Genomic DNA, 17,729 nt, shown 5'->3' on the forward strand with positions numbered 1-17,729 from the left:
GGGGGCTCGCGGGGGCACAGGGGGCTCAGTCGGGGTCAGGGGCTTACGGCCTGGGCGTCAGAACAATCACTGGAATCGGCCGCGATGTCTTCTTCTGGTATCCGACATAGCGGTTGGCGTTGTTCGCGTTGACGAGCTTCCACAGTCGCGCGTAGTCGGGGCTGTCGGGCAGCACCGGGCGGGCTGTGACCGCGAAACGATGTGCGCCGACACTGATTTCGATCTCCGGATCGGCCTTCAGGTTGTGATACCAACCGGGCGCTCGGGGATAGCCGGCCTTCGATGCCACGACCAGATAGTCGTCACAGTCCTTGGCGTAGGTGAGCGTCGTGGTGCGCTGCTGACCCGTCTTGGCGCCCACCGTGTGCAGTAGCAGGTTTGGTGGCATACCGGGTATCCGATGGCCGATTCGGCCATTGGTCGCTTGGTAGATCTTGTCGTGCAAACTGAGGAATCTGAACAACACCTTCTCGGCCAAGGTTGTCATCGTCCCAGTCTTGCTGCGTTGCGCCGCTTCCGCCAGGGGGAGCCGAATCGGGTCGATCCAGTCAGTCCTGCAGGGCGGCTTCCCGGACCAGTTGCACCCTGGAGGCGATGCCCAGCTTCGCGTAGACATGGGTCAGGTGGGTCTGCACGGTACGCGGCGAGATGAACAGCCGCGCACCGATGTCTTTGTTGCTCAGTCCTTCTCTGGCCAAGCGCACCACGTCCTGCTCCATCGGCGTCAGTGAGCCCCAGCCGGTGGCCGGCCGCTTGCCCTTGCCCCGGCCGCTTTGCGCATAGGCGATCGCCTCCTCGGTGGACAGTGCGGATCCCTCTGCCCAGGCGGCGTCGAAGACGTCCTGCCCCAATGCTTCTCGGATCTTTTCGACGGCGACCTGGTAGCCCGCTTCGTACATGGGGTAGCGGACGTGTTCCAGACGCTGCCGAAGCCACCGGCCGCGCCTACAAGTCGGGCCGCGTTCGGATGGTTGCCGTCGTCGGCCGCCACGCGGGCCAGGAGTTCGAGCGTGTCCGCTGTCGGCGTCGGCCCGGTGAATTGCGCTATGCCGCGCACAGATCTACGCGCTGCGGCGGTGGTGTTGGCGAACGCCGAGCAGACGTAAAAGCCCCCGACACACCGCGCGTGCGGGGGCTTTTACGTCTGGTCGCGCAAATTGGCGCGCAGGCCGTGCACAAAGGTGCGCAGTCGTTCCGGCGTCGCGGTCTGCGGGTCGCTGAGGCGCAGTTGCAGTAGCTCGCGGCCGGCGGCGTAGAGAATCCTGGCGGTGTATTCGGGATCCTGCAGACCCGGATGAAAGCGCAACAGCTCGCCCTGCAAGAAGTCCCGCACCACCGTCTGCGACTCCGCCAGCCTTTCATGCAGTTCCGGGGGTGCGCCCTGGGGCGGGAACAGGAACAGTCGCCACGTCGCGGTGTGCGCATCGACGGCGGCCAGTACCCCGTCGAATGCCCGCACCAGGGTTTGGTTGTCCTCGCTCGGCTCGCCCAATCCGCTGACCGCCGCGACGAACTGGGCGCCGGCGCGTTGCGCTTCCCGGTCGATCAGGGCGACGAAAAGCTTTGCGGGGTCACCGAATAACTGGTAGATCAACGACCGGTTGACGCCCGCTGCCTGGGCGATACGGTTCGGGGTAGCCGCGTGAAAACCCTCGGCATCGACAATGGCGGCGGTGACATCCATTATCTGCTCGCGCCGCCGCTCGGCGGTCATCCGCCGTTTCGGGACGTCCTTGGTGGCCTGGGTCACGCTTGACAGCATAACTAACACTTTGTGAGTATTACTCACAACTTGTTAGTTATCGAAGGGTCGGCATGGTCACTTACTATCCGGAACTCGCGCAGCGGGTCGCAAGCCAACGGCAGTTGCAGCCAGATCTGTACGGCGACATCGACTTCGACGAGCGACCGTACCGGCTGACCAAAGAGCTCGGCGACAAGTCGTCCCTGCCGAAATGGGCCGACGACCGTGCGCAGATCCTGCAGGACAACCGCGTCTTGGAGTTGATGGAAACCGCCACCATGCTCGGCGACGTGGTGGCAGACCCTTACGCGGCGCTGATGAGCGAATACAGCGTCCCCAAGCTGATCGAGATGCTCAGGACCGCTTGCCGGGAGGGCATCGACGCGGTGCCCGACGTGCCGGACGAACTGGTGTCGTTCATCGCTGCGATGGAAGAAAAACCGGATTGGATCGACTTCGATCTGATCGAGGACGGCGCACGGCAGGCGCGCACCGCGGCCGCGTTGCTGGCCCACTTCATCACCCGCGGCGCTTTCATCGCGACGTTCACCAACACCTACGCCGCGTTGCCGATGGGCCTGACCGGTGCCCTGTCCGGGCGTCGTGCCGAGCGGCGGGTCAACGAGACGGCGAGCTTCTTCGCCGTCACCACCCTGCCGAATGCGTTGCAGCGCTACGGCCCCGGATTCGAAGCGGCCGCCATGGTGCGGCTGATGCACTCGATGGTGCGCTACAACGCACTGAAGAAGTCCGACAAGTGGGATGTCGATGTCTACGGCGTCCCGGTTCCGCAGGTCGACCAGATGCCGGCCGGCATGATCGGGCAGTATCTGACCTCTCAGCAGGTGCTGCGGCAGGGACGGGTCGAATTCAACGAGCAGGAACGCGCGCTCGTCGAATTCGGTCGCTACCGCTGCTTTCTGCTCGGTCTGCCCGAGGAACTGCTGCCCACCACGCCCGCCGACACCGTTCACGTCATGCACGCACGCGCGGCACTGTTGCGGGACGGTTTCGACTCGGTATGTCGCGAACTCGTCGACTCCACGATGGATGCCTACCTGCGTCCCGGGACCACGTGGTTTGACCGCGCCGCCGAAGCTGTCGAAAAGAGCTACAGCAAGGAAACCTTCGTGCGGGCGTTCTGCAACGGTGACCGCGGCGTCGCCGCGGCGATGGGTGTCTCGATCGGGTTCGCCGATCGTGTTCGCATCGCGCTGACCGGACCGTTCATCGCCGGACGCTTCGTGGCCGTCAACCGTGCCAGTAACGTTCCCGCGCTTCGCAATATCGTCGACCGATATGTCATCAGGCTCCTCAAGCTGCGGCTGGCAACCTATGGGAAGCCCGAATTCACCAGTGACTCAGCACATTACACGCCTGTCCCGCACTGACCGGTATACCGCGCGGCAGGCCCCGGTGCCCGACTTCTGCATTCTCAGGCTTTTCTTCGGTCGGCTCATTACTGTGACCCGGGTGTGTAATTTCGCACGCGATGTCCGGCGATGAGTCCACTACGGGAGTGAGGCTGACAGATATGACTGGGTCGACAGAATTCCAGGGCAAAATCGAGTTGGACATTCGCGACTCCGAACCGGACTGGGGCCCGTACGCAGCGCCGACCGCGCCGGAGAACTCACCGAACATCCTCTACATGGTGTGGGACGACATCGGCATCGCGACCTGGGACTGCTTCGGCGGCCTGGTGGAGATGCCGGCGATGACCCGCATCGCCGAGCGCGGCGTGCGGCTGGCGAACTTCCACACCACCGCACTGTGCTCACCGACCCGCGCGTCGCTGCTGACCGGGCGCAACGCGACCAGCGTCGGTATGGCCACCATCGAAGAGTTCACCGACGGCTTTCCCAACTGCAACGGCCGCATCCCGGCCGAGACCGCGCTGCTTTCCGAGGTGCTCAACGAGCGTGGCTACAACACCTACTGCGTGGGCAAGTGGCACCTGACCCCGCTGGAAGAATCCAGCATGGCCTCGACCAAGCGGCACTGGCCGTTGTCGCGCGGATTCGAGCGCTTCTACGGCTTCATGGGCGGCGAGACCGACCAGTGGTACCCGGACCTGGTGTACGACAACCACCCGGTGAACCCGCCCGGCACGCCCGAGGACGGCTACCACCTGTCCAAGGACATCGCCGACCGCACAATACAATTCATCCGCGACGCCAAGGTGATCGCGCCCGGCAAACCGTGGTTCAGCTACGTCTGCCCCGGCGCCGGACACGCCCCGCATCACGTGCCCACCGAGTGGGCCGACAAGTACAAGGGCGTGTTCGACATGGGCTACGAGGCCTACCGCGAGATCACGCTGGAAAAGATGAAGGCGATGGGTATCGTGCCCGCCGACACCGAGCTGTCGCCGATGAACCCCTACCTCGACGTCAAAGGACCCAGCGGCGAAGCCTGGCCGCTGCAGGACACGGTGCGGCCGTGGGACAGCCTGAACGACGAAGAGAAGAAGCTGTTCAACCGGATGGCCGAGGTGTTCGCCGGGTTCCTGAGCTACACCGATGCCCAGATCGGCCGAATCCTGGACTACCTCGAAGAGTCCGGTCAGCTCGACAACACGATCATCGTGGTGATCTCTGACAACGGTGCCAGCGGCGAAGGCGGCCCGAACGGATCGGTCAACGAGGGCAAGTTCTTCAACGGCTACATCGACACCGTCGAAGAAAGCATGAAGCTCTTCGACCATCTCGGCGGACCGGAGACCTACAACCACTATCCGATCGGCTGGGCGATGGGCTTCAACACGCCCTACAAGCTGTTCAAGCGCTACTCCTCGCACGAGGGCGGCATCGCCGACACCGCAATCATCTCCTGGCCCAACGGAATAGCCGCGCACGGCGAAGTCCGCGACAACTACATCAACGTCTGCGACATCACCCCGACGGTCTACGAACTCCTGGACATGACGCCGCCGGATACCGTCAAGGGCATCCCGCAGCGACCGCTGGAAGGAGTGAGTTTCAAAGCGGCCCTTGATGATCCGTCTGCCGACACCGGCAAGACGACCCAGTTCTACACCATGCTGGGCACCCGCGGCATCTGGCATAGGGGCTGGTTCGCCAACACCATCCACGCCGCGACGCCGGCGGGCTGGTCGCACTTCGACCAGGACCGCTGGGAGCTGTTCCACCTCGAAAAAGATCGCAGCCAGTGCCACGATCTGGCCGACGAGCACCCCGACAAACTCGAAGAACTCAAGGCGCTCTGGTTCTCCGAGGCCGATAAGTACAACGGGCTCCCGCTGGCCGACCTCAACCTGATGGAGACGCTGAGCAGGTTCCGCCCCTATCTGGCGGGGGAGCGCGACAGCTACGTCTACTACCCCGACTGTGCCGATGTCGGCATCGGTGCCGCCGCCGAGATCCGCGGTCGTTCGTTTGCCGTGTTGGCCACGGTGACGGTGGACAGCACGGGGGCCGAAGGGGTGCTGTTCAAGCAGGGCGGGGCGCACGGCGGGCACGTGCTGTTCCTGCAGGACGGACGGCTGCATTACGTGTACAACTTCCTCGGCGAACGTCAACAACTGGTTTCCTCCGACGGTCCGATCCCGCTGGGCAGACACCTGTTCGGCGTGCGCTACGAACGGACCGGAACGGTTCCCAACAGCCACACCCCGCTCGGCACCGCGACGCTGTTCTTCGACGAGCACCCGGTCGGGTCGCTCGCAGACGTCGTCTCGCACCCGGGAACCTTCGGGCTGGCGGGGGCGGGCATCACCGTCGGACGCAACGGCGGGTCGAGTGTGTCCAGCCGGTACAAGGCACCCTTCGTCTTGACCGGTGCGACCGTTGCCCAGGTCGCCGTCGACCTGTCGGGTCGTCCATACGAGGACGTGGAAAAGGATATAGCGCTTGCCTTTTCGCGGGACTGAGTCGCCGTGCGGCGCGCTTGTCTGATGGGGATCGTCGCCGTGGTGCTCGCCGGTTGCCAGTCGAACATCGGGGGATCGGCCACGCCGGGCCCGCATTCGGACCCGGCCATGCCGGTGCCCGGCATCGCTGCCACCCAGTCCGGGAACATCGCGCCCGAGACATTGTCCTGTCCCGCCACGCCGTCCGGTGCCGGCCCGGTGGCGGTGGCCGCAGTAGCCGACCCGGCCGCGCCGCGGATCACCCTGTCCGTCCCCGAAGGCTGGAGCGCTGCGCCGGGCGACGGGGATACGGCGCTGACGTTGACCGGTCCCGACACCATGTCGGCCACCGTCACCATCAGCGCAACGGAACTGGCGCCCGAGAGCGCGTTCCTGCGCCACACCGCCGGGGTGGGCGGTACCGCCCCGCGGCTGCGTTTCTCGGTGACCGGAGCACCGTTCTGCGGTTACAGCAGCCAACAACTCACCGGCACGCTGCAGGGGCCGTCGGGCGGGATCGACTTCGCCGACCGCGTCACCCACATCTGGACGAACACCAAGCAGTACCTGGTCACCATTCACCTGCAGGGCCGATCGGGTTCCCCCGGTTTCGGTGCGGCCAAATCCACGTTGACGCAAGACTTCGCGGTCGTCATACCCTGAAGTCGTGCTGACCGAGCTTGTCGAGTTGCCCGGTGGATCCTTCCGGATGGGTTCGACGAGCTTCTATCCCGAAGAAGCGCCGATCCACACCGTCACCGTGGGTCCGTTCGCGCTGGAGCGGCATCCGGTCACCAACGCGCAGTTCGCCGAATTCATCACTGCCACTGGATATGTGACGGTGGCCGAGCGGGCGCTCGACCCCGCCCTGTACCCCGGGGCCGATCCCGCCGACCTGTGCCCGGGTGCGATGGTGTTCCGTCCGACGCCCGGACCGGTGGACCTGCGCGACTGGCGGCAGTGGTGGGACTGGGCCCCGGGTGCGTGCTGGCGCCATCCGTTCGGCCCGGACAGCGACGTGGCCGACCGGGCCGATCACCCCGTCGTGCAGGTGGCCTACCCCGACGCCGCCGCCTACGCGCGATGGGCCGGGCGGCGGCTGCCGACCGAGGCCGAATGGGAGTACGCCGCACGCGCCGGGTCGGCGAAAACGTATCCGTGGGGGGAGGAGGCGCAACCCGCCGGTCGACTGATGGCCAACACCTGGCAGGGCGATTTCCCGTACCGCAACGACGGCGCGCTGGGCTGGGTAGGTACCTCGCCGGTGGGCACCTTCCCGCCCAACGGATCCGGGCTGGTCGACATGATCGGCAACGTCTGGGAATGGACCACAACCGAATTCAGCGCCCACCATCGAATCGGCCGGCCCCCCAAAGCGTGCTGCGCCCCCGCCGGGCCGGCCGACCCGTCCATCAGCCAGACGCTCAAAGGCGGCTCGCATCTGTGTGCGCCGCAATATTGCCACCGGTACCGGCCGGCGGCCCGTTCACCGCAGTCCCAAGACACCGCGACGACGCATATCGGGTTTCGCTGCGCAGCGGATTCGACCCGCGTCGAATAATTTCGCCGCGACGCATTGCGGCAGGAAAATCTTTGAGTTTCAATAGCCTTCGCCAGCACGTCGTGTCTGTCTCCGCCGAACTTCCACCGAAAGGTGCCGATAGATGAGCCATCAGGCCCCGCCGCCCGCACCGCCGCGACCGGCCGAGCTATCGGAACCACAACCGAAGTCCCGGGGACGGCGCGTACTCCTCGATTTCGGCGTCATCCTGGTCGTCATCGTCATCTACGTGCTGTCGCTGGTCGGGGTCCACCTGTTGGCCGCGTCCGGTGGCACCGCCGACGCCGATCTGGAAGCCAACAACGACACCGTGGTGAAGGTGCGCTTGGAGAAGCTGGACACGGTCGCCAATCGTCTGACGGTGAATGTCCTTGTCATCCCGGAGAAAGACAAGGTGAAGGACAAGGTGCTCACCCAGGCACTTGCCGTGCGGTTGTACCCGGAGAACGACCTGGGTGACCTGCAGTACCCGATCGGCAAGGCTCCCGCGCAGGTGAGCACCGTGATCGAGGCGGAAGGTGATCCGGCCATCTGGCCCTTCGATTCCTACACCACCGGCGTTCTTCAGGCCGACGTGTTGGTCGGCACGGGCGACAACCGCGTCGCCGAGCAGGGCCGTATCGAAGTGGTCGGGGCGATCGACGGCTGGGACGCCACCGTGCGACGCGTTACCGGCGAAAACAGCGAAAGTCAGGACCGCCCAAGCGATGTCATCATCACGCTGCACCGCTCCAGGGGCACCCTCATCTTCGACCTCGGGATCCTCGTGGTGCTGATCGCCCTGCCCGCCTTGGCATTGTGGGTGTCCATCCCAATGGTGTTGGGCAAGAAGAAGTTCCTGCCCCCGTTCGTTTCGTGGTTCGCGGCCATGCTGTTTGCGGTCGTCCCGTTGCGCAACATCCTGCCCGGGGCTCCGCCGCCCGGGTCGTGGGTGGATCAGGCCATCACGTTGTGGGTGCTGCTCGCATTGGTCGTCGCGATGACGCTGTTCATCATGGCCTATCGAAAACAATCAGACTGATCAGCGCAAAGCGGTTCCCCAGGCAACGCCTGACCGCTGATACCGCGCTGCGGTTCGACGGTCCAGACCTTGCGTCGGACGTCGTGGTCGTCGGCGCCGGACCGTGCGGTATGGCCGTGGCCCGTCAGCTCCGGCACGATTGGGGGATCGAAGCGCTCGTCCTCGACCGCGCCGACGCACCGGCGTCTTCGTGGCGGCAGCTCTATGACGGCTTCAGGTTGAACACGTGCGGCTTCTGGTCACATCTGCCGGGCCAGCACATTCCGCGCCGGTACGGGCGTTGGCCCGGGCGCGAGGACATGGTCAGCTATTTCGACGATTACGCGGTGCGCCAAGGCTTGCGACTCCGCTTGGGCGTTGAGGTGCACCGCGTGGACCGGGCCGCGGACTTGTGGCGGGTGACGACCAACGGTCAAACCCTCACGGCCGCAGCGGTGATCGTGGCCACCGGCAACTACCACACTCCCATGCTGCCCCGGTGGCCCGGCGCCGACGAGTTCACCGGTGCGGTCCTGCACTCCGCTGATTACCGAAACGCGCTGTGCTACAAGGGACATGACGTCCTGGTAGTCGGTTCGGGGAACTCTGCCACCGATATCGCGCTGCAACTCGGTAACGGACTGGCCAGTCGGGTCCGGATGGCCATACGGACACCTCCGCATCTGGTGCCGCGCGCAGTCGCTGGTCTACCCGTCGATGCTTTCAGCGGTGCCTTCAGTCACCTGCCGGTGCCGGTGCTCGACGGCGCGGCCGCGGTGATGCAACGACTGTGGTTCGGCGACTTGAGTTCTCACGGCCTGCCGGTGCCGCCGCGGGGTATCTACACCGCGTTACTGGAGGACGGTCACATCCCCACTCTGGCCGACGAGCTGGTACCGAAGGTGAAGGACGGCAGCATCGAGGTCGTCGCAGCCGTCGAAGAGTTCGCCGGCGACGACGTCGTGCTGGCCGACCGGACGACCGTGCGACCCGACGTCGTCATTGCCGCCACGGGATACCGCCGGGGCCTCGAGCCGATGGTCGGTCATCTCGGGGTGCTCGACGACGACGGCGACCCGCTGGTCAACGGGGCGCCGGGGGTGGCTGGGGGACTCTGGTTCGCGGGGTACGACGAGCCGCTCGCGGGTCCGCTGCGGTCCCTGCGCAAACACGCCACTCGCGTCGCCCGGGACGTCGCCGGCTATGTCGCCGACGGCAGTCGTCGCGGCTGAAGATCAGGGCAGGTGCCGGGTGCTCATCGGTCCCTTGGTCAGGTCGAGGCGCAGTTGCTCCAGCATTGACCGGCGGCGCAGCGGCGGGCTGTCGGTGTGTGCTTCGTTGGCCACGCCGTCGATCACGTCGGCGAGGGCCGCCACCGACGAATACCGCGGCTGCCAGTCCAATTCGCTGCGGGCGCGCGTGCAATCGAGCAGCGGGACACCGAAGGCCATATCGAGCCAGCCCCGGTCGATGGGTTGCAGCCGGGTCCGCCAGCTGAGGTCCACCAGCCTGACCAGGAGCTTGGCGGGCACGTGAACGGGCCACGCGCCCAACACTTTCGCGACGTCCGCCCGCGTTATCGGAGGGTCGGCCGCCAGGTTGAAGGCGCCGACGGCGCGTCGCTCCATCGCCCTGACGAAGGCGTCGGCGACGTCGTCGGCATGCACCAGCGGAATGCACAATGCGCGATCCAGCGGCAACAACGGCAGTAACGGTACGACGCGCATGGGCACGTATCCCGGTAGCGCATAACGCATCAACCCACTGGCGGCGGCGCGCTGCACGATGAAGCCCGGCCGCATCCGGGTAATGGGCACCGCGTCTGGTCCGTGCGTGCTTTCGTATTCGTCGAGTCGGGCTTCGGCGGCGGACTTGTCTCGGCTGTACGGCGACGACGGGATGCCGTTCGTCGACCACGTCTCGTCGACCCGCGTGCCGTAGCGTCCGGCCGCGTATGCCCCGACCGACGACATGTGCAGCAACTGGCCCACCCCGACCGAGTGCGCCGCCGTCAGCACCGCGGTGGTGCCGCCCACGCCCTGGCGGGTCAGATACTCGGTGTTGCGCGTCGGCTGGAATCCCCAGGCGAGGTGGATGACCGCATCGGCGTTCTCGACGATCGGGGGCAGCTTCTCGGCCGCATCTTCGCCGGCGAGATCGAGCGCGTGCCAGCGGACCCGCTGGTAGGCCCCGATGCGCGGAGGTGGCCGACGCACCACGCCGATGAGCTCATGCTGATCACCGTCGGCGGTGAGCCTGCGCAGCAGCGCGGTTCCGACGTTGCCGGACGCTCCGGTGATGACGATTCGCACGCCGAGGCGTATTACCTGATCGGTGCGGCTCAAACGCCGCTCGTTTGATGGCACCGGGCGGGGTGTCGGCGGCAATTTGGTGCTGAGCTGGCCGTCCCCTAGACTCTAGGGGTTGCCTTGGGCAGACCTCGGCCGGTGCATGCGGTAATACCGGCCCCGCGTGCCCTTCGGTGACAAGCAGACCGCGCACGTCAGGTGAGTTCCTCCTGCCGTGCACACCTCAAACCAGGTCAGGAGATCGAGTGATTCAGCAGGAATCGCGGCTGAAGGTCGCCGACAACACCGGCGCCAAGGAGATCTTGTGCATCCGGGTGCTCGGCGGATCGTCGCGACGCTACGCCGGCATCGGTGATGTCATCGTCGCCACCGTCAAGGACGCCATCCCCGGCGGCAACGTCAAGCGCGGTGACGTCGTCAAGGCCGTCGTGGTGCGCACCGTCAAGGAACGCCGTCGACCCGACGGCAGCTACATCAAGTTCGACGAGAACGCCGCGGTGATCATCAAGCCCGACAACGACCCGCGTGGCACCCGCATCTTCGGCCCGGTCGGCCGGGAACTGCGGGAGAAGAAGTTCATGAAGATCATCTCGCTGGCTCCGGAGGTGTTGTAGATGAAGGTCCACAAGGGCGACACCGTGCTGGTCATCGCCGGCAAGGACAAGGGCGCCAAGGGCAAGGTCATCCGGGCCTACCCGGACCGCAACCGGGTGCTGGTCGAGGGCGTCAACCGGATCAAGAAGCACACCGCGGTCTCCACGAACCAGCGCGGTGCCCGCTCCGGTGGCATCGTCACCCAGGAAGCGCCCATCCACGTCTCCAACGTGATGGTGGTCGACTCCGACGGCAAGCCCACCCGCGTCGGCTACCGGGTCGACGAGGAGACCGGCAAGCGGGTCCGCATCTCCAAGCGCAACGGCAAGGACATCTAAGAAGATGACTACTGCAGAGAAGACTCAGCCGCGCCTCAAAGAGCGTTATCGCAGCGAGATCCGTGATTCGCTGCACAAGCAGTTCGGCTATTCCAACGTCATGCAGATCCCCACGGTGACCAAGGTCGTGGTCAACATGGGGGTCGGCGAGGCCGCACGCGACGCCAAGCTGATCAACGGCGCGGTCAACGACCTGGCGTTGATCACCGGGCAGCGGCCCGAAATTCGCAAGGCGCGCAAGTCGATTGCGCAATTCAAGTTGCGTGAGGGCATGCCGATCGGCGCCCGCGTGACGCTGCGCGGTGACCGGATGTGGGAGTTCCTGGACCGGCTCACCTCGATCGCGCTGCCCCGTATCCGTGACTTCCGGGGGCTGTCGCCCAAGCAGTTCGACGGTGTCGGCAACTACACGTTCGGGCTGGCCGAGCAGTCGGTGTTCCACGAGATCGACGTGGACAAGATCGACCGGGTCCGTGGCATGGACATCAGCGTCGTCACCTCGGCGACGAACGACGACGAAGGACGAGCGCTGTTGCGGGCCCTCGGCTTTCCCTTCAAGGAGAACTGAGCATGGCGAAGAAGGCACTGGTCAACAAGGCCGCGCGCAAGCCGAAGTTCGCGGTGCGCGGCTACACCCGCTGCAGCAAGTGCGGCCGGCCGCGCGCGGTGTTCCGCAAGTTCGGGCTGTGTCGTATCTGCTTGCGCGAGATGGCGCATGCGGGCGAACTGCCCGGTGTGCAGAAGAGCAGTTGGTGAGGAGTAGCGCTCAATGACTATGACGGACCCGATCGCGGACTTCCTGACCCGTCTGCGCAACGCCAACTCGGCGTACCACGACGAAGTGAGCCTGCCGCACTCCAAGATCAAGGCGAACATCGCCCAGATCCTCAAGAACGAGGGCTACATCACCGATTTCCGCACCGAGGATGCTCGGGTCGGCAAATCGCTGGTGGTACAGCTCAAGTACGGGCCCAGCCGGGAACGCAGCATCGCCGGCTTGAAGCGGGTCTCCAAGCCCGGTCTGCGGGTGTACGCGAAGTCCACCAACCTGCCCCGGGTGCTCGGAGGTCTTGGCGTGGCGATCATTTCGACGTCGTCGGGACTGCTCACCGACCGTCAGGCGGCCAGACAGGGCGTGGGCGGCGAAGTCCTCGCTTATGTGTGGTGAGAGGAACTAGACATGTCGCGTATTGGTAAGCAACCGGTTCCGATTCCGTCGGGAGTCGACGTCACGATCGACGGGCAGAACGTCTCGGTGAAGGGTCCCAAGGGCACCCTGGAACTGAGCGTCGCCGAGCCGATCACGGTGTCGCGCAACGACGATGGCGCCGTGGTGGTTTCGCGTCCCGACGACGATCGGCGCAACCGCTCACTGCACGGGCTGTCCCGCACTCTGGTGGCCAACCTGGTCACCGGCGTGACCGAGGGTTACACCACCAAGATGGAGATACACGGTGTCGGTTACCGTGTGCAGCTCAAGGGCACCAACCTGGAGTTCGCGCTGGGCTACAGCCACCCCGTGGTGATCGAGGCGCCGGAAGGCATCACCTTCGCGGTGCAGGCGCCGACGAAGTTCACCATCTCCGGCATCGACAAGCAGAAGGTCGGCCAAATCTCGGCGAACATCCGCCGTCTGCGCCGTCCCGACCCGTACAAGGGCAAGGGCGTGCGCTACGAGGGTGAGCAGATCCGCCGCAAGGTCGGAAAGACAGGTAAGTAGTCATGGCCCAGTCACAGACCGCATCCGATGCGCGTAAGCCGGTGGGGCAGAACGTGTCCGCCACCCGGCGGGTGTCCCGCTTGCGCAGGCACGCTCGGCTGCGCAAGAAGATCTCCGGCACCGCCGAGCGTCCCCGCCTGGTGGTCAACCGGTCGTCGCGGCACATCCACGTGCAACTGGTGAACGACCTCAACGGCACCACCGTGGCCGCCGCCTCGTCGATCGAATCCGACGTGCGCGGTCTGGACGGGGACAAGAAGGCTCGGAGCGTGCGGGTCGGCCAGTTGATCGCCGAGCGGGCCAAGGCCGCCGGCGTCGAGTCCGTGGTGTTCGACCGCGGTGGCTACACCTACGGTGGACGGATCGCGGCATTGGCCGATGCCGCGCGCGAGAACGGATTGCGATTCTGATGAACAACGCAAGCCTGATAAACGGAAGGACCGCATAATGGCGGAGCAGTCCGCAGGGGGCTCGACGGATAACCGTGGCCCCGACGGCCGCGACTCCCGCGACGGGCGGGGTCGGCGCGACGGCGGTGGCCGTGGTGGCCGCGACCGCGACCGTGACGGCGACAAGAGCAACTACCTGGAGCGGGTCGTCGCGATCAACCGCGTCTCCAAGGTGGTCAAGGGTGGTCGGCGATTCAGCTTCACCGCCCTGGTCATCGTCGGTGACGGCAACGGCATGGTCGGCGTCGGTTACGGCAAGGCCAAGGAGGTGCCGGCGGCGATCGCCAAGGGCGTCGAGGAGGCCCGCAAGGGCTTCTTCCGGGTCCCGCTGATCGGCGGAACCATCACCCACCCGGTGCAGGGTGAGGCCGCGGCGGGCGTCGTGTTGCTGCGCCCGGCCAGTCCGGGTACCGGTGTGATCGCCGGGGGTGCGGCGCGTGCGGTGCTGGAATGCGCTGGCGTGCACGACATCCTGGCCAAGTCGCTGGGTAGTGACAACGCGATCAACGTGGTGCACGCCACCGTGGCCGCGCTGAAGATGCTGCAACGTCCCGAGGAGGTGGCCGCCCGGCGCGGCCTGCCGATCGAGGATGTCGCCCCGGCCGGGATGCTGAAGGCGCGTCGCGAGAGTGACGCGCTGGCCAGTGCGGCAGTGGCCAGAGAGGCACAGGCGCAACCATGAGCCAACTGAAGATCACCCAGGTGCGCAGCACCATCGGGGCACGCTGGAAGCAGCGCGAGAGTCTCCGTACGTTGGGGCTCCGCAAGATTCGCCACTCGGTGATCCGCGAGGACAACGCACAGACCCGCGGGCTGATCGCGGTGGTGCACCACTTGGTTGAAGTGGAGGAGGCCGAATGACCATCAAACTGCACGACCTGAAGCCTGCGCCCGGATCGAAGACCGCGCGTACTCGCGTGGGTCGCGGTGAGGGTTCCAAGGGCAAGACGGCCGGCCGCGGCACGAAGGGTACGAAGGCCCGCAAGAACGTGCCCGCCACGTTCGAGGGTGGGCAGATGCCCATCCACATGCGGCTGCCCAAGCTGAAGGGCTTCCGTAACCGGTTCCGCACCGAGTACCAGGTCGTCAACGTCGGCGACATCAACCGGTTGTTCCCCGAGGGCGGCACCGTCGGCGTCGACGAGCTGGTGGCCAAGGGCGCCGTTCGGAAGAACTCTCTGGTCAAGGTCCTCGGTGACGGGAAGCTGACCGTGCGCGTCGAGTTGACCGCGCACAAGTTCAGCGGCAGCGCACGGGAGAAGATCACCGCCGCCGGCGGTTCCGCGACCGAGCTTTAAGTAGCGCGAGCAGACGCAAAAGCCCCCATTTCGTACCGAAATGAGGGGCTTTTGCGTCTGCTCGCGCCAGCTAGCCCAGGCGCGAGATCACTTCCAGCGCAAGCCGTTCCATTTGCTCTCGATCTTCGGCGACGTCCGCGCCGACGGGATTGAGTAGCAGCATCTGCGCGCCCGCGTACATCACCTCGGCCAGACCTCGGGCCACCTGCGCCGGGGTGCCGGTGACCGCGACATCCTCCAACCCGGACCGGCTCCCGTAGATGCGTTGCAGACCGGTCTGCGCGCGCTCGCGGGCCCGGTCGGCGTCGTCGTCGACCATCACGTACACCCGCTTGGCGATGGTGAACCCGGCGGCGTCTCGGCGCTGTTCGGCGAGTTCGCCGCGCACGATGCGCACGGCTTCGGCGAAGGCGTCCGTGGTGGAGGACCCGGCCCCGATGAAGGCGTCGCCGAGGCGCGCCGCCCGCACCAGTGCCGCCGGTGCGCGCCCGCCGAACCAGATTGGGGGATGTGGGCGTTGCACGGGTTTGGGCTGGATCGGCAAATCGTCGACGTCACGGAACCGGCCGTGGAAGGTCACCCGTGGCTCATCGGACCAGGCGGCCCGCATCAGTTCCAGGCCTTCGGTGAAATACCTTACGTGCGTTGACTTCTCGACCCCGAACGCGCCGAACCGGCGTGAACCCCCGCCGGCCACCACGCCGAGGTCCAGGCGTCCCTGGCTGAGCCGGTCGACGGCGGTCACGGCCGACGCGAGCTGCAACGGATCGTGCAGCGAGGTCACCAGCACGGCGACCCCCAACCGCAGTCGTTGCGTGCACGCCGCGGCGTAGGCCAACAGTTCCAGCGGTGCCAGTAGGGGGGACTCGCCGACGGCCTGCTCGAGCGTCCACCCGCCCTCGAATCCGAGTTCCTCGGCACGCGCGAGATAGGCGCGTAACTGCGCGGTGTCCAAATCCGCCGAGCCGAGTTGGGGAATCGAGATGGAGAACCTCACCCGGTCCACCGTACGGGTGGCGCGTCGGTGCGGATCGGTAGGCTTCAAAGATGTTCGCCTTCATGCCAACCCTGCCAGGAATCGATGACGTGCGGGCCCTGGTCAACCGGGTAGACACCGCCCGTCACCACGGCGTACCCAACGGCTGCGTGCTGGAGTTCAACCTCAGCAGCATGCCGCCGGAGAGCACCGGGTTCGACCCGATCACGATCATCGCCGGCGGCGGCCGGCAACTGTCGCTGCGCGAGGCGGTCGCGGCCATTCACCGCGCCACGGAGGACCCGCGCGTGGCAGGGCTGATCGCGCGGGTGCAGCTGCCGCCGTCGCCGATCGGTGCGGTCCAGGAACTGCGGGACGCCATCGTCGCCTTCAGTGCCGTCAAGCCGTCGCTGGCCTGGGCGGAGACCTTTCCGGGCACGCTGTCCTACTACCTGGCCTCGGCGTTCCGTGAGGTCTGGATGCAGCCGTCGGGCGAGGTCGGGCTGATCGGGTTCGCGTCCCAGGCGCTGTTCCTGCGCGATGCACTGGACAAGGCCGGTATCGAAGCGCAATTCATCGCACGGGGCGAATACAAGTCGGCGGCAAACCTTTTCACCGAAGGCGGCTTCACCGAAGCGCACCGGGAGGCCGTGACCCGCATGCTGGAAAGCCTGCAGTCGCAGGTCTGGCAGGCCGTCGCCCACTCCCGCGACATCGAGGCCGGCAAGCTCGACGAACTGGCCGACCGCGCCCCGCTGTTGCGTGACGACGCGCTGGCCTCCGGCCTGGTGGACCGGATCGGATTCCGCGACGAGGCCTACGCCCGGATGGCGGAACTGGCTCTCGGAGAACATGATTCGTCGGCTGCGGAAGAAATCGACCCGGACGAGAAACCGCCCCGGATGTATCTGGCGCGTTACGCCGGTACGGCCCGGCCGCGGTTGGCGCCGCCGGTGCCGTCCATCCCCGGTCGCCGGCCCAAGCCGATCATCGCCGTGGTCAACGTGGAGGGTGCCATCGTCAACGGACGCGGTGGGCCACAGGGTCTTCCGTTCGGCCCGTCGAACGCCGGCGGCGACACCATTGCGGCGGCGCTGCGGGAGGCGGCGGCCGACGACGCAATCTCGGCGATCGTCCTGCGGGTGGACAGCCCCGGTGGTTCGGTGACTGCATCGGAGACGATCTGGCGTGAGGTGAAACGCGCCCGCGAGCGCGGTAAGCCGGTGGTCGCCTCGATGGGTTCGGTGGCCGCCTCCGGTGGCTACTACGTGTCGATGGCCGCCGACGCCATCGTGGCGAACCCGGGGACCATCACCGGTTCGATCGGTGTGATCACCGGCAAGCTGGTGGTCCGGGATCTCAAGGACCGGCTCGGCGTCGGCTCGGACACGGTGCGCACCAACGCCAACGCCGACGCCTGGTCGGTCGACGCGCCGTTCACCCCGGAGCAGCAGGCACATCGGGAAGCCGAGGCGGATCTGTTCTACACCGACTTCGTCGAGCGGGCCGCGCACGGCCGTAACCTGACCACTCAGGACGTGGATGCCGTTGCGCGCGGCCGGGTTTGGACCGGATCCGATGCCCTCGAGCGCGGTCTGGTCGACGAGTTGGGTGGCCTGCGCACCGCGGTGCGCCGCGCCAAGGTGCTGGCCGGACTGGATCCCGACGTCGAGGCGCGGGTGGTCAGCTACCCGGGGTCGTCGCTGCTGGACATGCTGCGGCCACGCGCGTCGTCGCAGCCGGCCGCGGCGTCGCTGCCCGAAGCCGTCGGGGCGTTGCTCACCCGTTCGGTCCTGGGGATCGTCGGCCAGGTCGAGCAGACGATGAGCGGTGCCAGCGTGCTGTGGTTGGGGCAGTCGCGGTTCTGAC

The 17,729-nt window shown here is 66.4% G+C and carries 21 protein-coding genes and 1 pseudogene; 17 read left to right on the plus strand and 5 right to left on the minus strand.

The features are described 5' to 3' along the window. Nucleotides 1–43: 43 nt before the first annotated feature. The 3 genes and pseudogenes from AC5Y46_RS14045 to AC5Y46_RS14055 all read right to left on the minus strand — a co-directional run bounded on the left by AC5Y46_RS14045 (nucleotide 44) and on the right by AC5Y46_RS14055 (nucleotide 1,714). A complete protein-coding gene (locus AC5Y46_RS14045; protein WP_499991788.1) occupies nucleotides 44–487 on the minus strand; it encodes a nitroreductase family deazaflavin-dependent oxidoreductase in 444 nt (147 codons plus the stop codon). Between the two features lie 61 nt (nucleotides 488–548). After that, nucleotides 549–1,015, minus strand: a pseudogene (locus AC5Y46_RS14050) (helix-turn-helix transcriptional regulator); the annotation flags it as partial. 123 nt (nucleotides 1,016–1,138) lie between these two features. Then, the gene (locus AC5Y46_RS14055; RefSeq protein WP_499991967.1) at nucleotides 1,139–1,714 is read right to left on the minus strand and encodes a TetR/AcrR family transcriptional regulator; all 576 of its coding nucleotides are present in this window, start codon (nucleotides 1,712–1,714) and stop codon (nucleotides 1,139–1,141) included. A gap of 101 nt (nucleotides 1,715–1,815) precedes the next feature. Between AC5Y46_RS14055 and AC5Y46_RS14060 the strand changes: the two genes are divergently transcribed. The 6 genes from AC5Y46_RS14060 (at nucleotide 1,816) to AC5Y46_RS14085 (ending at nucleotide 9,408) form a co-directional block, all read left to right on the plus strand. Further along, nucleotides 1,816–3,135, plus strand: coding sequence for an oxygenase MpaB family protein (locus tag AC5Y46_RS14060; protein WP_499991790.1), 1,320 nt, complete (start codon nucleotides 1,816–1,818; stop codon nucleotides 3,133–3,135). Between the two features lie 143 nt (nucleotides 3,136–3,278). Then, nucleotides 3,279–5,636 (plus strand): arylsulfatase, encoded by a 2,358-nt coding sequence (locus AC5Y46_RS14065; protein ID WP_499991792.1) that lies wholly within the window; start codon nucleotides 3,279–3,281, stop codon nucleotides 5,634–5,636. A gap of 24 nt (nucleotides 5,637–5,660) precedes the next feature. After that, entirely contained in the window at nucleotides 5,661–6,278 is a 618-nt protein-coding gene (locus AC5Y46_RS14070; RefSeq protein WP_499991794.1) for a hypothetical protein, read from the plus strand. A 4-nt stretch (nucleotides 6,279–6,282) separates the two neighbouring features. Continuing rightward, nucleotides 6,283–7,176 carry a formylglycine-generating enzyme family protein gene (locus AC5Y46_RS14075; RefSeq protein ID WP_499991795.1) on the plus strand — a complete coding sequence of 298 codons (894 nt, stop codon included), beginning with the start codon at nucleotides 6,283–6,285 and terminating at the stop codon, nucleotides 7,174–7,176. 103 nt (nucleotides 7,177–7,279) lie between these two features. Continuing rightward, nucleotides 7,280–8,197 carry a DUF4436 domain-containing protein gene (locus AC5Y46_RS14080; protein ID WP_499991796.1) on the plus strand — a complete coding sequence of 306 codons (918 nt, stop codon included), beginning with the start codon at nucleotides 7,280–7,282 and terminating at the stop codon, nucleotides 8,195–8,197. A gap of 83 nt (nucleotides 8,198–8,280) precedes the next feature. Continuing rightward, nucleotides 8,281–9,408 (plus strand): flavin-containing monooxygenase, encoded by a 1,128-nt coding sequence (locus AC5Y46_RS14085; RefSeq protein WP_499991798.1) that lies wholly within the window; start codon nucleotides 8,281–8,283, stop codon nucleotides 9,406–9,408. A gap of 3 nt (nucleotides 9,409–9,411) precedes the next feature. On the opposite strand, the gene AC5Y46_RS14090 is transcribed toward AC5Y46_RS14085, so the two are convergent. Continuing rightward, nucleotides 9,412–10,488: an NAD-dependent epimerase/dehydratase family protein gene (locus AC5Y46_RS14090; RefSeq protein ID WP_499991969.1), complete on the minus strand. Its 1,077-nt coding sequence runs from the start codon at nucleotides 10,486–10,488 to the stop codon at nucleotides 9,412–9,414. Nucleotides 10,489–10,730: 242 nt separating this feature from the next. Between AC5Y46_RS14090 and rplN the strand changes: the two genes are divergently transcribed. Genes rplN through rplO form a run of 10 tightly spaced genes read left to right on the plus strand, consistent with a single transcriptional unit; the run spans nucleotide 10,731 to nucleotide 14,884 of the window. Next, the gene (gene rplN, locus AC5Y46_RS14095; RefSeq protein WP_036352708.1) at nucleotides 10,731–11,099 is read left to right on the plus strand and encodes a 50S ribosomal protein L14; all 369 of its coding nucleotides are present in this window, start codon (nucleotides 10,731–10,733) and stop codon (nucleotides 11,097–11,099) included. Beyond that, nucleotides 11,100–11,417, plus strand: coding sequence for a 50S ribosomal protein L24 (rplX, locus tag AC5Y46_RS14100; RefSeq protein ID WP_499991803.1), 318 nt, complete (start codon nucleotides 11,100–11,102; stop codon nucleotides 11,415–11,417). A 4-nt stretch (nucleotides 11,418–11,421) separates the two neighbouring features. After that, the gene (gene rplE, locus AC5Y46_RS14105) at nucleotides 11,422–11,985 is read left to right on the plus strand and encodes a 50S ribosomal protein L5 (RefSeq protein WP_499944426.1); all 564 of its coding nucleotides are present in this window, start codon (nucleotides 11,422–11,424) and stop codon (nucleotides 11,983–11,985) included. Between the two features lie 2 nt (nucleotides 11,986–11,987). Next, nucleotides 11,988–12,173 carry a type Z 30S ribosomal protein S14 gene (locus AC5Y46_RS14110; protein WP_011739072.1) on the plus strand — a complete coding sequence of 62 codons (186 nt, stop codon included), beginning with the start codon at nucleotides 11,988–11,990 and terminating at the stop codon, nucleotides 12,171–12,173. 13 nt (nucleotides 12,174–12,186) lie between these two features. After that, nucleotides 12,187–12,585, plus strand: a complete 399-nt coding sequence (gene rpsH / locus AC5Y46_RS14115) for a 30S ribosomal protein S8 (RefSeq protein WP_067409342.1) — start codon at nucleotides 12,187–12,189, stop codon at nucleotides 12,583–12,585. 12 nt (nucleotides 12,586–12,597) lie between these two features. Beyond that, a complete protein-coding gene (rplF, locus tag AC5Y46_RS14120; RefSeq protein WP_499944427.1) occupies nucleotides 12,598–13,137 on the plus strand; it encodes a 50S ribosomal protein L6 in 540 nt (179 codons plus the stop codon). 41 nt (nucleotides 13,138–13,178) lie between these two features. After that, nucleotides 13,179–13,547, plus strand: a complete 369-nt coding sequence (rplR, locus tag AC5Y46_RS14125) for a 50S ribosomal protein L18 (RefSeq protein WP_499944442.1) — start codon at nucleotides 13,179–13,181, stop codon at nucleotides 13,545–13,547. A gap of 37 nt (nucleotides 13,548–13,584) precedes the next feature. Then, a complete protein-coding gene (rpsE, locus tag AC5Y46_RS14130) occupies nucleotides 13,585–14,268 on the plus strand; it encodes a 30S ribosomal protein S5 (RefSeq protein ID WP_499944428.1) in 684 nt (227 codons plus the stop codon). Then, nucleotides 14,265–14,447, plus strand: coding sequence for a 50S ribosomal protein L30 (gene rpmD / locus AC5Y46_RS14135; RefSeq protein WP_499944429.1), 183 nt, complete (start codon nucleotides 14,265–14,267; stop codon nucleotides 14,445–14,447). The genes rpsE and rpmD overlap by 4 nt, the downstream gene beginning before the upstream one ends. After that, complete coding sequence (rplO, locus tag AC5Y46_RS14140; protein WP_499991810.1) at nucleotides 14,444–14,884, plus strand: 50S ribosomal protein L15; 441 nt, start codon at nucleotides 14,444–14,446, stop codon at nucleotides 14,882–14,884. The genes rpmD and rplO overlap by 4 nt, the downstream gene beginning before the upstream one ends. A gap of 70 nt (nucleotides 14,885–14,954) precedes the next feature. On the opposite strand, the gene AC5Y46_RS14145 is transcribed toward rplO, so the two are convergent. Continuing rightward, the gene (locus AC5Y46_RS14145; protein WP_499991815.1) at nucleotides 14,955–15,881 is read right to left on the minus strand and encodes an LLM class flavin-dependent oxidoreductase; all 927 of its coding nucleotides are present in this window, start codon (nucleotides 15,879–15,881) and stop codon (nucleotides 14,955–14,957) included. A 50-nt stretch (nucleotides 15,882–15,931) separates the two neighbouring features. On the opposite strand from AC5Y46_RS14145, the gene sppA reads away from it, so the two are divergent. Beyond that, nucleotides 15,932–17,728, plus strand: a complete 1,797-nt coding sequence (gene sppA / locus AC5Y46_RS14150) for a signal peptide peptidase SppA (protein ID WP_499991818.1) — start codon at nucleotides 15,932–15,934, stop codon at nucleotides 17,726–17,728. Nucleotide 17,729: the final 1 nt, after the last annotated feature.

Source organism: Mycobacterium sp. NGS59, assembly GCF_059812345.1.

Coding starts and splice junctions, on each gene's coding strand:
- AC5Y46_RS14045 (WP_499991788.1), bottom strand. CDS start 487: ATGACAACCTTGGCCGAGAAGGTGTTGTTCAGATTCCTCAGTTTGCAC.
- AC5Y46_RS14055 (WP_499991967.1), bottom strand. CDS start 1,714: ATGACCGCCGAGCGGCGGCGCGAGCAGATAATGGATGTCACCGCCGCC.
- AC5Y46_RS14060 (WP_499991790.1), top strand. CDS start 1,816: ATGGTCACTTACTATCCGGAACTCGCGCAGCGGGTCGCAAGCCAACGG.
- AC5Y46_RS14065 (WP_499991792.1), top strand. CDS start 3,279: ATGACTGGGTCGACAGAATTCCAGGGCAAAATCGAGTTGGACATTCGC.
- AC5Y46_RS14070 (WP_499991794.1), top strand. CDS start 5,661: ATGGGGATCGTCGCCGTGGTGCTCGCCGGTTGCCAGTCGAACATCGGG.
- AC5Y46_RS14080 (WP_499991796.1), top strand. CDS start 7,280: ATGAGCCATCAGGCCCCGCCGCCCGCACCGCCGCGACCGGCCGAGCTA.
- rplX (WP_499991803.1), top strand. CDS start 11,100: ATGAAGGTCCACAAGGGCGACACCGTGCTGGTCATCGCCGGCAAGGAC.
- rplE (WP_499944426.1), top strand. CDS start 11,422: ATGACTACTGCAGAGAAGACTCAGCCGCGCCTCAAAGAGCGTTATCGC.
- AC5Y46_RS14110 (WP_011739072.1), top strand. CDS start 11,988: ATGGCGAAGAAGGCACTGGTCAACAAGGCCGCGCGCAAGCCGAAGTTC.
- rpsH (WP_067409342.1), top strand. CDS start 12,187: ATGACTATGACGGACCCGATCGCGGACTTCCTGACCCGTCTGCGCAAC.
- rplF (WP_499944427.1), top strand. CDS start 12,598: ATGTCGCGTATTGGTAAGCAACCGGTTCCGATTCCGTCGGGAGTCGAC.
- rpsE (WP_499944428.1), top strand. CDS start 13,585: ATGGCGGAGCAGTCCGCAGGGGGCTCGACGGATAACCGTGGCCCCGAC.
- rpmD (WP_499944429.1), top strand. CDS start 14,265: ATGAGCCAACTGAAGATCACCCAGGTGCGCAGCACCATCGGGGCACGC.
- rplO (WP_499991810.1), top strand. CDS start 14,444: ATGACCATCAAACTGCACGACCTGAAGCCTGCGCCCGGATCGAAGACC.
- sppA (WP_499991818.1), top strand. CDS start 15,932: ATGTTCGCCTTCATGCCAACCCTGCCAGGAATCGATGACGTGCGGGCC.